Origin of the sequence: Streptomyces sp. NPDC049627 (genome assembly GCF_044465645.1) — a bacterium.
Classification (GTDB): Bacteria; Actinomycetota; Actinomycetes; order Streptomycetales; family Streptomycetaceae; genus Streptomyces.
In genome coordinates, this window is the sequence record NZ_JBITLW010000013.1 from 1 (window position 1) to 14,000 (window position 14,000).

General features: G+C 71.0%; 10 protein-coding genes. 9 read left to right on the forward strand and 1 reads right to left on the reverse strand.

Annotated features, from left to right (window positions below; genetic code table 11):
• The 4 genes from ACIBU0_RS31625 to glgB all read left to right on the forward strand — a co-directional run.
• Window positions 1-447: DUF3459 domain-containing protein (locus tag ACIBU0_RS31625; RefSeq protein ID WP_398825258.1), on the forward strand; the 447-nt coding region annotated here is incomplete at its 5' end.
• Window positions 444-2,168 carry a maltose alpha-D-glucosyltransferase gene (gene treS, locus ACIBU0_RS31630; RefSeq protein ID WP_398825260.1) on the forward strand — a complete coding sequence of 575 codons (1,725 nt, stop codon included), beginning with the start codon at window positions 444-446 and terminating at the stop codon, window positions 2,166-2,168. The genes ACIBU0_RS31625 and treS, both read left to right, overlap by 4 nt.
• Before the next feature lie 33 nt (window positions 2,169-2,201).
• Window positions 2,202-3,563 carry a maltokinase gene (locus ACIBU0_RS31635; RefSeq protein WP_398825262.1) on the forward strand — a complete coding sequence of 454 codons (1,362 nt, stop codon included), beginning with the start codon at window positions 2,202-2,204 and terminating at the stop codon, window positions 3,561-3,563.
• A 4-nt stretch (window positions 3,564-3,567) separates the two neighbouring features.
• Window positions 3,568-5,781 (forward strand): 1,4-alpha-glucan branching enzyme, encoded by a 2,214-nt coding sequence (glgB, locus tag ACIBU0_RS31640; protein ID WP_398825264.1) that lies wholly within the window; start codon window positions 3,568-3,570, stop codon window positions 5,779-5,781.
• Between the two features lie 15 nt (window positions 5,782-5,796).
• Here glgB and ACIBU0_RS31645 read toward each other — a convergent pair whose 3' ends face one another.
• Window positions 5,797-6,066, reverse strand: a complete 270-nt coding sequence (locus ACIBU0_RS31645) for a DUF6480 family protein (protein WP_398825266.1) — start codon at window positions 6,064-6,066, stop codon at window positions 5,797-5,799.
• A gap of 151 nt (window positions 6,067-6,217) precedes the next feature.
• On the opposite strand from ACIBU0_RS31645, the gene ACIBU0_RS31650 reads away from it, so the two are divergent.
• The 5 genes from ACIBU0_RS31650 (at window position 6,218) to ACIBU0_RS31670 (ending at window position 13,892) form a co-directional block, all read left to right on the forward strand.
• Window positions 6,218-8,125, forward strand: coding sequence for an AMP-dependent synthetase/ligase (locus ACIBU0_RS31650; protein WP_398825268.1), 1,908 nt, complete (start codon window positions 6,218-6,220; stop codon window positions 8,123-8,125).
• 260 nt (window positions 8,126-8,385) lie between these two features.
• Window positions 8,386-9,771: an NAD(P)/FAD-dependent oxidoreductase gene (locus tag ACIBU0_RS31655; protein ID WP_398825270.1), complete on the forward strand. Its 1,386-nt coding sequence runs from the start codon at window positions 8,386-8,388 to the stop codon at window positions 9,769-9,771.
• 68 nt (window positions 9,772-9,839) lie between these two features.
• Entirely contained in the window at window positions 9,840-12,083 is a 2,244-nt protein-coding gene (locus tag ACIBU0_RS31660; RefSeq protein ID WP_398825272.1) for an FUSC family protein, read from the forward strand.
• A 62-nt stretch (window positions 12,084-12,145) separates the two neighbouring features.
• The gene (locus ACIBU0_RS31665) at window positions 12,146-12,367 is read left to right on the forward strand and encodes a hypothetical protein (RefSeq protein ID WP_398825274.1); all 222 of its coding nucleotides are present in this window, start codon (window positions 12,146-12,148) and stop codon (window positions 12,365-12,367) included.
• 46 nt (window positions 12,368-12,413) lie between these two features.
• Window positions 12,414-13,892 (forward strand): aminotransferase class I/II-fold pyridoxal phosphate-dependent enzyme, encoded by a 1,479-nt coding sequence (locus ACIBU0_RS31670; RefSeq protein WP_398825276.1) that lies wholly within the window; start codon window positions 12,414-12,416, stop codon window positions 13,890-13,892.
• Window positions 13,893-14,000 lie beyond the last annotated feature (108 nt).

Sequence of the window (14,000 nt, forward strand, 5' to 3'; positions counted from 1 at the left end):
GAGGAATACCTCGACTCGGAGAAGTACCAACTGCGCCCCCGCGACTGGGAGACCGCCGAACGCGAAGGCCGCACCATCACCCCCCTGATCACCAGTCTCAACGCCATCCGGAGGAGCCATCCGGCCCTCCACCGGCTCCGGAACCTCCGTTTCCACCACACCGACAACGACGCGCTCATCGCGTACAGCAAACGCACGGGCCCGGACACGGTCGTGGTGGTCGCCAACCTTGATCCCCACCACACCCAGGAGGGCACGGTCTCGTTGGACATGCCGCACCTCGGCCTGGACTGGGATGCCTCCCTGTCCGTGCTCGACGAACTGACGGGTGAGACCTACCGCTGGGGCAGGACCAACTACGTACGTCTGGAGCCCGGCAGGGCGCCCGCGCACGTGCTCCACGTCCAGGCATCACCACCCCAGATCGGAGGGCCTCCCGCGTCATGACCGTCAACGAGCCCGTGCTGGACACCTTCGAGGACACGCCTGCCAAGGACCGTGACCCGGACTGGTTCAAGCGCGCCGTCTTCTACGAGGTCCTGGTCCGCTCCTTCCAGGACTCCAACGGCGACGGCGTCGGCGACCTCAAAGGCCTGACCGCCAAACTCGACTACCTGCAATGGCTCGGCGTCGACTGCCTGTGGCTGCCGCCCTTCTTCAAATCACCCCTGCGCGACGGCGGCTACGACGTCTCCGACTACACCTCCGTCCTGCCGGAATTCGGCGACCTCGCCGACTTCGTGGAATTCGTCGACTCCGCCCACCAGCGCGGCATGCGCGTCATCATCGACTTCGTCATGAACCACACCAGCGACCAGCACCCGTGGTTCCAGGAGTCCCGCAGGGACCCCGACGGCCCGTACGGCGACTACTACATGTGGGCTGACGACGACAAAGCCTACGGCGACGCCCGCATCATCTTCGTCGACACCGAACCCTCCAACTGGACGTACGATCCGGTCCGGGGCCAGTACTTCTTCCACCGCTTCTTCTCCCACCAGCCCGACCTGAACTACGAGAACCCGGCCGTGCAGGAGGAGATCCTGGCCGCCCTCCGCTTCTGGCTGGACCTGGGAATCGACGGCTTCCGGCTCGATGCCGTGCCCTATCTGTACGCGGAGGAGGGCACGAACTGCGAGAACCTGCCGGCGACCCATGAGTTCCTCAAGCGCGTGCGCCGAGAGATCGACGCGATGTATCCGGACACGGTGCTGCTGGCGGAGGCCAACCAGTGGCCGGAGGACGTCGTCGACTACTTCGGCGATTTCCAGTCCGGCGGCGACGAGTGCCACATGGCCTTCCACTTCCCCGTCATGCCGCGGATCTTCATGGCCGTACGCCGGGAATCGCGCTACCCGGTCTCGGAAATCCTCGCCAAGACCCCGGCCATTCCCTCCGGCTGCCAATGGGGCATCTTCCTGCGCAACCACGACGAGCTGACCCTCGAAATGGTCACCGACGAGGAACGCGACTACATGTGGGCGGAATACGCCAAGGACCCCCGCATGCGCGCCAACATCGGCATCCGCAGGCGCCTCGCCCCACTCCTCGACAACGACCGTCATTCGATCGAGCTCTTCACCGCCCTGCTGCTCTCCCTCCCGGGCAGCCCGATCCTCTACTACGGCGACGAGATCGGCATGGGCGACAACATCTGGCTCGGCGACCGCGACGCCGTCCGCACGCCGATGCAGTGGACCCCGGACCGCAACGCCGGCTTCTCCACCTGCGACCCCGGCCGGCTCTGTCTGCCGACCATCATGGACCCGGTCTACGGCTACCAGGTCACCAACGTCGAGGCGTCCATGGCCTCCCCGTCCTCTCTCCTGCACTGGACCCGCCGCATGATCGAGATCCGCAAGCAGAACCCGGCCTTCGGACTCGGCTCCTACACCGAGCTGCACTCGTCCAATCCGGCGGTTCTCGCCTTCCTGCGCGAATACGAGGACGACCTCGTCCTGTGCGTGAACAATTTCGCGCGCTTCGCGCAGCCCACCGAGCTCGACCTGCGCGAATTCAGCGGACGCCACCCGGTCGAACTGTTCGGCGGGGTCCGTTTCCCGGCCATCGGCGAACTGCCGTATCTGCTGACCCTCGGGGGCCACGGCTTCTACTGGTTCCGGCTCACCCGAGTCGCATCCCGCATCGGCCGACGCCTTTCGGCGTGAGCTTCGAGCGTGCCGAGGAAAGGACGCGTCACCATGCAGAAGACCGCATCTCCCCGACCGAGCCGTACGGTCGACGCCGGCCCGATGGCCTCGCTCTCCGGGCTGCTGCGCGAGTGGCTGCCACGGCAGCGCTGGTTCGCGGGCAAGGACAGGCCCGTCACCGACCTCGCGCTGCTGTCGATGACGGAGCTGTTCCCCGGCTGTCTGCATCTGCTGGTGCACGCCGGCCACTCGGCGGTGCCTTCGCCGGGCGGCGCTCCCCCGGCCGGTGACTGCTACCAGCTGCTGCTCGGCGTACGGCAGCATCTGTCGCCACGGCTCGGCCGGGCGCTCATCGGCCGTGCGGAGGAGGGGCCGCTGGCCGGCCTGACGGTTTTCGACGCCCTGCAGGACCCCCGCTCGGCCCAGCTGCTGCTGGAGCGGCTGCGGCATCCCGGCGCGGCGGGCCCGCTGCGCTTCGAGGCGGACCCTGCCGTGACGGTGCCGGCCGGGCTGGTGCCGCGGCTGCTGGACGCCGAGCAGTCCAACTCCTCGCTGGTGTACGGCGACGCGTTCATCCTGAAGCTGTTCCGGCGCATCCAGCCCGGCGTCAATCCCGACCTGGAGCTGTCCGGCGCGCTGGCCGGGCAGGGCTGCCGCCGGGTACCGGCCCCGGTGGCCTGGTTCCGCACGACGCACCCCTGGGAGGCGACCCTCGGTGTGCTGCAGCCGTTCCTGCGGGACGCCTCCGACGGCTGGACGCTGGCGCTGGGGGCGCTGGCCTCGGGTGACGACTTCACGGCGGAGGCCCATCAGCTGGGCCGGGCGACGGCGGAGGTACACCTGGCGCTGGCGTCTGCGTTCCCGTCCCGGGCGCACGGCGAGAACGGCCGCATGGCGGCGGCGATGACCGAGCGCCTGGAACTCGCCGCCCACTTCGTGCCCGCGCTGCAGCCCTATGTCCCGGGCCTGCGCACCGCCTTCGGCGCCCTCGCCGGCTGCGATCCCGGCCCGCCCGCCCAGCGCATCCACGGCGACCTGCACCTGGGTCAGGTACTGCGGGCCGGCCGTGAGTGGTTCGTCATCGACTTCGAGGGCGAACCGTCCCGCCCGCTCGCCGAGCGGCGCGGCGTCCACTCGCCGGTGCGGGACATCGCCGGCATGCTGCGCTCCTTCGACTACGCCGCCCGGCAGCGCCGTCCGTGGCGTCCGGAGTGGGCGCGCCGCTGCCGGGAGGCCTACTGCGCGGGCTATGCCGCCCTCGCCGGGTGGGACCCACGCAAGAAGCACGGACTGCTGCGTGCTTATGAGACCGACCGCGCCGTGTACGAGGTCCTGTACGAGGCCCGGCACCGACCCGACTGGTTGCCCGTACCGATGGCGGCGATCGAACGCCTCGCCGTGAGAGGAGCCTGACCGCATGGCCCTGCACGAGACCTCGCCCCCCGAGTCGGCCGGACCCGGGCGGTGCGCCGCCGCGCCCGTCCTCCACCCGGCCGACCGTGATCGCCTGCTGTCGGGCGCCCACCACGATCCGCACGCGCTGCTCGGCGCCCGTCCCGTCCCCGGCGGGATCGCCTTCCGGGCGCTGCGCCCGTTCGCGCGTGCCGTGAGCGTGGTGGTCGACGGCGAGCGCACCAGGCTGGTCTCCGAGGGGGGCGGCCTCTTCTCCGGCGTCCTGCCGCTGACCGCGATCCCCGCCTACACGCTCCTGGTGGCGTACGCCGAGGACGAGTCGGACGAGCGCGAGGTCCACGACCCGTACCGCTTCCTGCCCGCCCTCGGCGAGCTCGACCTGCACCTCATCCGCGAGGGCCGGCACGAGGAGCTGTGGAAGGCGCTCGGTGCCGAGCCGATGACCCACCAGGGTGTGAGCGGCACCCGGTTCACCGTGTGGGCGCCGAACGCCCAGGGGGTGCGGGTCGCCGGGGACTTCTGCTGCTGGGACGGGACGGCGTTCCCGATGCGGTCCCTCGGAGCGTCCGGCGTGTGGGAGCTGTTCCTGCCGGGCATCGGCGAGGGCACCCGGTACAAGTTCGAGATCACCTCGCGCTACGGCGGCCGGTTCCTCAAGGCCGACCCGATGGCACGCCGCGCGGAGGTCCCGCCGGACACGGCGTCGATCGTGCACGCCTCGCACTACGCGTGGGGCGACGAGCAGTGGATGGCGCACCGGGGCGACGTCCCGGTGCACCAGGCCCCGTTCTCCGTCTACGAGGTTCATCTGCCGTCCTGGCGTCCGGGACTCGGCTACCGCGAGCTCGCCGAGGAACTGCCCGCGTACGTGAGGGACCTCGGTTTCACCCATGTCGAGTTCATGCCGGTCGCCCAGCATCCCTTCGCCGGTTCCTGGGGTTATCAGGTCACCGGCTTCTACGCGCCCACCGCACGCCTCGGCACGCCCGACGACTTCAAGTACCTGGTCGACTCCCTGCACCGGGCGGGCATCGGGGTGATCATGGACTGGGTGCCCGCGCACTTCCCCAAGGACGACTGGGCGCTCAGCCGGTTCGACGGGGACCCGCTGTACGAACCCGGGGACGCGCGGCGGGCCGAGCATCCGGACTGGGGGACGTTCGAGTTCGACTACGGCCGCACGGAGGTACGCAACTTCCTCGTCGCCAACGCGACGTACTGGTGCGAGGAGTTCCACATCGACGGGCTGCGGGTGGACGCCGTCGCCTCCATGCTCTACCTCGACTACTCGCGGGAGTCGGGTGAGTGGGCGCCGAACGCCTACGGCGGGCGGGAGGACCTGGCCGCCATGGCGTTCCTGCAGGAGATGAACGCGACCGTGTACCGGCGCAACCCCGGGGTCGTCACGATCGCGGAGGAGTCGACGGCCTGGGGCGGGGTGACCCGGCCGACCGACAGCGGCGGGCTGGGGTTCGGGCTGAAGTGGAACATGGGCTGGATGCACGACTCGCTGCAGTACATCGCCAAGGAACCGGTGCACCGCAAGTACCACCACAACGAGATGACCTTCTCGATGGTGTACGCCTACAGCGAGAACTACGTGCTCCCGATCTCCCACGACGAGGTCGTGCACGGCAAGCAGGCGCTGGTGTCGAAGATGCCCGGCGACTGGTGGCAGCGACGCGCCAACCACCGCGCCTACCTGGGCTTCATGTGGGCCCACCCCGGCAAGCAGCTGCTCTTCATGGGCCAGGAGTTCGCGCAGGGCGCCGAGTGGTCGGAGGCGCACGGGCCCGAGTGGTGGCTGCTCGATCCCGGGTACGCGTCCGCGGGCGATCACCGGGGCGTGCAGGACCTGGTTCGTGATCTCAATGTGCTGTACCGGGCGACTCCGGCCCTGTGGGAGCGGGACACCGACCCGGGCGGCTTCCAGTGGTCCCTCGGTGATGCCGCGGACGACAACGTCTTCGCGTTCCTGCGGTACGGCGCCGAGGGCGACGCCCTGCTGTGCGTCTCCAACTTCTCCCCGGTGGTCCGTCACGACTACCGCCTCTGGGTGCCGGACCACATCACCGCCTGGCAGGAGACCCTCAACACCGACGCCGCGCGCTACGGCGGCAGCGACGTCACCCACCCCGATCCGGTCAAGCCGGAGGACGGCCGCATCAGCCTGACCTTGCCTCCTTTGGCCACGGTCTACCTGCTGCCCTGCCCCTGACGAGCCGGGCCGGGCTCACACGATCAGGATGATGGCGTAGATCAGGAAGAACGCGGCGATCACGGCCACGAGGAGGAGGATCAGGGTCAGGGGCGCCTTGGCCCAGCCGGTGGGCGGGTTGTGCGTCTCGCGGGGGCCCGCGCCGGGCATGCTGCTCTCCGCGGGCGGGGTCTCGCCCGGGGGCACGCCGCCACCCGGTTCGAGGCCGGTGCTGCGCTCGGGCTCCGGGTCGGGGTTCGGGCGGCGGTTCGGATCGGAGTTCGGTTGAGGGTTCGGGTACGTCATGCCGCCCGAGTTCCCCGATGCGGCCCAGATCACCAAACGAGGTCAATTGTCAGTTCCCGGCACCAGGCGCTCTCAGCTGGGCTAGATTCGGGCACCGCCGATAACGGAACTCATCGGCGATGTCACACCCGGTACACATCTGGAGCAGCGCATGCGCGACCTCGGCCTCGCTCCCCCGACCGTCACGTCCCTGACCGGTGGGCTCGCCGACAGCGTCTTCGAGACGGCGGCCCGCAACCCCGTGCTGCCGATGCTCGCGCGCCGCCCCGCCCCCTCCTCCACCGTCTGGGAGGAGGTGACCGCCGTGGAACTGCGCGACGAGGTGACCGATCTGGCCAAGGGGCTGATCGCCTCCGGGATCTCCCCGGGCCACCGCGTGGCCATCATGGCGCGCACCCGGTACGAGTGGACGGTGTTCAGCTACGCCCTGTGGGCGGTGGGCGCCGAGGTGGTCCCGATCTATCCGACGGCGTCGCGCGACCAGGTCGAGTGGATCCTGCGGGACGCCGAATGCGTGGCCGTGCTGGTCGAGGACGAGCAGGCGATCATGACGGTGGGCTCGGTGTGCGGATCGCTGCCGCGGCTGCGCCACGTCTGGCAGCTGGACGCGGGCGGGCTCGGGCAGCTCGTGGAGCGCGGCGAGTTCATCCCGCTCGCCACGGTGGAGTCGCTGCGCCGCATCGTGCTGCCGGACTCCACCGCTGCCGTCATGTACACCTCTGGCACAACGGGCCGCCCCCTGGGCTGCGCGCTGAGCCACCGCGGTCTGGCGAGCCCCTGCGACACGCTCCTGGCGGGCTGGGGCCACATGGTGATCCCACCCGGCGAGCAGCAGGGCTCGGTACTGGCCTTCCTGCCCTTCTCGCACGTGTACGGCCTGCTGATCCAGGCCCTGTGCATCCGCGGCGGCATTCTGATGGGCCACGAGCCCGAGCTGAACGAGACGGCGCTGTCGTCGGCCCTGCGCACCTTCCGGCCCACCTACTTCTGCGCCGTACCGTCGCTCTTCGAGAAGATCTACAAGAACTTCCTGCGCGCTTCCCAACAGGCGGGCCGGGGCGCACTGTTCGAGCGGGCCGCCGACACGGCGCGGGACTTCGCGGCGGCTCTGGAGCGGCAGCGGCTGGGCGGCGGGCCCGGGCCCGGGTTCGATCTGCGGCTGCAACACGCCCTGTACGAGCGGACGGTGTACCGCAAGCTGCGGGCCGCGCTGGGCGGCAGGGTGATGTACGCGACGTCCGGCGGCTCGTCCCTCAACCGTGAACTCTCCCTGTTCTACGAGGGCATCGGCGTCTACGTGAACGACGGCTACGGCCTCACCGAGACCTGCGGCGGGGTCACGGCACAGCCGGTCGGCCGCGAGATGTCGGGGACGGTCGGGCGGGCGCTGCCGGGTACGGACATCCGGGTCGCCGACGACGGGGAGATCCTGGTGCGCGGGCCGTCGGTGTTCCAGGGCTACGTCAACGACGAGGCCGCCACGCGGGCCGCGCTGCGCGGCGGCTGGCTGGCGACCGGGGACCTCGGGCGACTGGACTCCGACGGCTATCTGACGATCACGGGGCGCAAGAAGGACGTCATCATCACGAGCAGCGGCAAGAGCGTCTCCCCGGCGGTGCTGGAGCAGCGGCTCAGGATGCATCCGCTGGTCCATCAGGCGGTGGTCGTCGGCGACAACCGCCCCTGCGTCGGCGCGCTGATCACCCTGGACCCCGACTTCCTGGCGTACTGGCGCGAGGGCCTCGCGGTGCGCAGCGACGCGCGGATGCGGGAGGCGCGGGAGGAGAACGCGCTGCGGGAGGAGATCGCGCGGGCCGTGGCCGCCGCCAACAGTGCGGTGTCCCGCTCGGAGTCCATCCGCGTCTTCCGTGTGCTGCCGGAGCCCTTCGACGTGGCCAGCGGGCTGCTGACGCCGTCGATGAAGCTGCGCCGGGACGCGATAGTGCAGCGTTACGCGCTCCAGATCGACGCGATGTACCAGGCCCGCTCCCGCGCGCCCCGGGAGAACGTGTCGGAGGAGCTGGCGTACTGGGACGACGGGGACAACGTCTTCGGCTGAGCCCGGTCGCTTCGGCGACGGGCGACACGAAGGCCAGGTCCAGACCAATCAACCGTCAAAAGATCACACGTACACGTCTTTCACCTCCGAACCGGTGTGCCCCCGCGCACGTTGGGGCAGGGTGGCTGTCGACGGGTTCATCTGCCTGCTGCTCCCGGCTGGCGGAACGACCGGTGGCGCGGTGGGATCGAGGCGTGCGAAGCCGCGGTCCAGGGGCAGGCGAACGACGTCGATGCAGACCGCCTGGAGCCGCAGAAGGGATGATCACCGTGACACGACCCAGGATCCTGGTGGTTGGGGCAGGCTTCGCCGGAGTCGGCTGCGTTCGCCGGCTCGAACGCAAACTCTCGCCCGACGAGGCCGAGATCACTTTGGTGACGCCGTCCTCCTACCAGCTCTACCTGCCGCTTCTGCCTCAGGTCGCCTCCGGCGTCCTGACACCCCAGTCGATCGCCCTGTCCTTGCGCCGCAGTCGCAGGTACCGCACCCGGATCATCCCGGGCGGAGCCATCGGCGTGGACCTCGCCGCCAAGGTCTGCGTGGTGCGCACCATCACCGACCGGATCGTCAACGAGCCGTACGACTACATCGTGCTGGCCCCGGGCAGCATCACCCGCACCTTCGACATCCCGGGACTGGTCGACAACGCGTACGGCATGAAGACACTCGCGGAGGCCGCCTACCTCCGCGACCACGTCATCTCCCAGCTGGACCTCGCCGACGCCAGCCAGGACCCGCACGAGCGCGCCGCACGGCTGCAGTTCGTGGTGGTCGGCGGCGGGTACGCCGGCACCGAGACGGCGGCCTGTCTGCAGCAGCTGACCCACAACGCGGTCAAGCGCTATCCGCGGCTCGACCCGGGCCTGATCAAGTGGCATCTGATCGACATCGCACCCAGGCTGATGCCCGAGCTCGGCGAGAAGCTCGGCACTGACGCCCAGGAGATCCTGCGCAGGCGCGGCATCGAGATCTCCCTGGGCGTGTCCATCGCGAAGGCGGGGCCCGAGGAGGTCACCTTCACCGACGGCCGGGTGATCCCCACCCGCACGCTGATCTGGACCGCCGGTGTCGTCGCCAGCCCGCTGATCGGCACGCTGGGCGCCGAGACGGTCCGGGGGCGGCTCGCGGTCAGCGCCGAGATGAACCTGCCCGGCCACGACGGTGTGTTCGCGCTCGGCGACGCCGCCGCCGTGCCCGACCTGGCCAAGGACGAGGAGGGCGCCATCTGCCCGCCCACGGCCCAGCACGCCATGCGCCAGGCCAAGGTCGTCGCCGACAACGTCATCGCGACCCTGCGCAACCAGTCGCTGCGGCCGTACGAGCACAAGGACCTCGGCCTGGTCGTCGACCTCGGCGGCCGCGACGCCGTCTCCAAGCCGCTCGGCATCGAGCTCAAGGGCCTGCCCGCCCTGGCCGTCGCCCGCGGCTACCACTGGGGAGCGCTGCGCACCAACGTCGCCAAGACCCGCGTCATGACGAACTGGCTGCTCAACGCCGTCGCCGGCGACGACTTCGTGCGCACCGGGTTCCAGTCCCGCACTCCGGCCAAGCTGAAGGACTTCGAGTTCGTCCACGCGTACCTGACCCCTGAACAGCTGCGGGCACAGGTCGCGGGGAAGGACGGAGCCGAGGGCACGGACGAGTGACGTGACGGCCTCGGCCGGTCCGTGGCACATGGCATGCACGGGGAGAGCGCGGGAGAGAGTACGGCGGCGTGAAGGCAGCGGGACGGCCGGTCCGGGCGCGACTGCGTGACCGTGTCGCGGCGTCGGACCCCGGTCTGCTGCGGCTGACCGCCGGGCTGCGCACGGCGGGCGCGATCGCCCTCGCGATCGCCGTGCTGGCCCTGCTGGGCACCGATGTCACCCACCTGGTGGCGGGCGCCCTGGCGGCGATGGTCGCCACCTTCGCCATCCGGGAGAAGCAGCGCGGGCAGCAGGCGGGCACGCTCGCCCTGGGCCTTCCGGTGGCGCTGGCCTCCATGACGCTGGCGGCCCTGCTGCACCGCCATGTCGTGGCCGGCGACCTGGTCTTCGTCGCGCTCATCTTCTGTGCCGTCTACGGCCGCAGATTCGGCGACCGCGGCACCGCGCTCGGTCTGATCGGCTTCCAGATCTACTTCGTGTCCCTTTTCGTCGGCGCCACCGTCTCCGCCCTGCCCGAGCTGTACGGCGCGGTCGCCGTGGCCTTCGTGTGCAGCGCGCTGGTGCGCTTCGCACTCGTCCCCGAGACGCCGGCGGCAGTGCTCCGGCGGCTGCGTGAGGCCTTCCGGGCCCGCCTGGCCCAGCTGCTGTCGGCGCAGCTCGACCTGCTCGACGCCGGGCCCGAGGAGGCGGACCGGGCCCTGGAGGAGGTGCGCGAGGGCACCGCCCGCCTGCACGAGACGGCTCTGCTGATCCAGGGGCGGCTGGCCGAGGGGACCGCCGACGAGGCCGTGGCCCGGCTCGTCCAGCGGCGTGTCGCGGATGCCGAGATCGCCGCCGAGCGCCTGGGGCTGGCGCTATTGCGCGCACGCGGGGCCGAGCGGGTGGACACGCTGGCCCTGCATCTGCCGGGCGCCCCGGTGCCCTCGGGCGGGCGGCAGCCCGTGCGGGACGAGTCCACCGCCCTGCTGCGTCGCGACCTCCAGGCTCTGAGCCTGCTCGTCCTGCGCCCCGTCGACCGGGCCGCGGGAACCTCCGTCTCCCACGTCCGCAACCGGCTCCTCGGCTACCGCGACGACGAGAACCTGCCCGACGCGCCGCCCGCCGTGCAGGACGTCTTCCGCGCCGTCGGCGAGGCCGCCCGCGCGGTCCTCGGACTGCGGATCGCCCTAGGTGCGGCCCAGGACGAATCGGACGACACCCCGGCCACGGCCCGCTCGCGCGAGGAGCTCGACGCCGAGGACGCCGTACTCGACGCCGACGACTCGGCGCCCCAGGAGGAGCCGACCGGGCTGCGGCGGCCCACGACGCGTGCCGCCGTGCAGGTGGCCGTGGGGTCGTCGCTGGCCATGGCCGGTGGCGAGCTGCTGTCCCGGGACCGCTGGTACTGGGCGGTGCTGACCTGCTGGATCGTGTTCCTCAACACCGCCTCCACGGGCGAGATCCTGGTCAAGGGCTACCGCCGGCTGCTGGGCACCGTGCTCGGCGTCCTGGCCGGCATCGTGCTGGCGGGCGCGGTCGGACGGCACACCTGGACGGCGTTCGCGCTGGTGCTGCTGTTCGTCTTCGCGATGTTCTACTCGGCACCGCTGTCGTACACGCTGGTGTCCTTCTTCGTCACGGCGGCACTGGGGCTGCTCTACACCCTGCTGCACACCTACAGCCTCTCGGTGCTCGTGCTGCGCATCGAGGAGACGGCGCTGGGCGCGGCCTGCGGGGTGATCGCCGCCGCGTTCGTGCTGCCGGTGCAGACGGACCGCCGTACGAACGAACTCCTCGCCACCGTGCTGGAGCGGCTCGGCGACGTCACCCGCAGCGCCGTGGACCAGCTCAGCGGCGGCCCGCCCGACGAGCTGCTCGACCGGGCGCGCGACCTGGACCAGGCGCTGGCCGATCTGCGGGCGGCCACCCGGCCCCTCACGCATCCGGTGACCCCGCTGCGCGCCCGCCGGGAGACCGCCCGCTATCTCGTCGCGCTGCTGGAGACGTGCGCGTATCACGCGCGTTCGCTGGCCGCGACCGCCGAGTTGCTGCCCACCCATCCCTCGATCGCGGCGGATCCCCGGCTGCGCCGGGCCGCGGGGCGGATCGCGCACAACCTGGAGGCGATCTCCGCGCACGTCACCGACGACCACGCCACGGACCGGATCGAGACCGGTCCGAGCATCGCCTCCCTGCTGGGACCGGCCGGCGCCGGGGCACCGCGCTACGGCCGGGTCACCGACCGCGTCCTGCGGCATCTGCAGCGCCTGGACGAGGGCGTGGCGGGTCTGGCCCGGCCGCTGGGCGTCCCCGTGACGGCGCCGGACAGCTGACCACGGGGCGGCGATCTGTCGGGGGCCTGGTCATGGGGGTGGATACGGGGTACGCGGATGTCATGACCGATGTCGTGGACTCAGACGAACTGTTGCGGCGCATGCAGCGCGCCAGGGCCTACGCACGACGGGAGGAGCGGACATGGCGGGCCCGCAGCGACGAGCTGGGGCCGGCCGACCCCGCCGGGGCCCGTGACGCCGTGGTGCGGACGCTGGCTTACGAGACCGTGATCAGGGTGCTGGACGAGTTCCTGACCCCGGGCGCGCACGACGAGGAGGACTGACCGGGCGGGCCGATTGGCGGCGCCCCCGGCGGGAACACGGGTGTGCATGACAGTCGATCACACCCGAGCACCGATCCTGGAGGCGCTGGCCGACTACCACCGCCGGGGGCGGATGTCATTCACGCCGCCCGGTCACAAGCAGGCGCGCGGCGCCGATCCCGCGGTGCGGGAGGTGCTGGGCGACGCGGTGTTCCTCGGTGACGTGCTGGCGTCGGGTGGTCTGGACGACCGGCTCCACCACGGCGGCGTCCTGGAACACGCCGAGTCGCTGATGGCGGACGCGGTGCACGCACAGCACACGTATTTCACCACGTGCGGCAGCTCGCTGTCCGTCAAGGCGGCGATGCTGGCCGTCGCGGGCCCGCACGAGAAGCTGCTGGTGGGCCGGGACGCGCACAAGTCGGTCGTGTCGGGGCTCGTCCTGTCCGGGATCGAGCCGGTCTGGGTGGAGCCGCAATGGGACGCCGATCGGCATCTGGCCCACCCGCCGTCCGCGGAGGCGTTCGCCAGGGCCTTCGAGGACCATCCGGATGCCAAGGGCGCGCTGGTCACCAGCCCGACACCGTACGGCAGTTGCGCGGACCTGGCGGCGTTCGCCGAGGTCTGCCACGGCCGTTCCCGCCCGCTGATCGTCGACGAGGCCTGGGGCGCCCATCTGCCGTTCCATCCCGGTCTTCCGTCCTGGGCGATGGACGCGGGAGCCGACATCTGTGTGACCAGCATCCACAAGATGGGCAGCGGGCTGGAGCAGGGTTCCGTCTTCCATCAGCAGGGTGACCTCGTCCCGGCCCAGCTGTTGCAGATGCGCGCCGACCTGCTGGGTACGACCAGTCCTTCGGTGCTGATCTTCGCCGGTATGGACGGCTGGCGCCGGCAGATGGCCTTGCGCGGCAAGGAGATCATGGGGGGTGCGCTCGATCTCGCGGCAGAAGTGCGGGCCGCCGTGGAGCAGGTCGACGGGATGCACGTCAACGACCGTGACGATTTCTGCGGCGCCGGACTCGCCGCCGACTTCGACCCGCTGCCCGTCGTCATCGACCTCGACGGCCTCGGCATCTGCGGGTACCAGGCCGCGGACTGGCTGCGGGACCACCGCAACATCGACGCCCACCTGACCGACCACCGCCGCATCGGCACCCAGGTCACCCACGGCGACGACCACGAGACGACCGGCGAACTGCTCGCCGCGCTCAAGGCCCTCGCCCAGGCGGCGCCCGAGCTGCGCCCGGCACCGCGGATCGAGGTGCCGGCGCCGGCCGACCTGCGCATGGAACAGGCCGACACGCCGCGGGACGCGTTCTTCGCCACCACCGAGGACGTCCCGGTGGAGAAGGCCGCCGGACGCGTCGCCGCCGAGATGATCACTCCGTATCCGCCCGGAATCCCGGTCGTGCTCCCCGGCGAGCGGCTGACCGAACCGGTCCTGCGCTACCTCGTCACCGGTCTGGCCGCGGGCATGAACCTGCCCGACGCGAGCGACTCCCGGCTGGAGCGGATCAGGGTCGTCGCCCGGAACGGACGGTGACGCCGGACGGCGCACCAAACCTCTCGGAGGGTGAAACCGGTCACTTACCCCGGTCTGGGTTACGCGGAACCCCTGGAGATGGTTTACGGTTCATCCATAAGTGGTCAC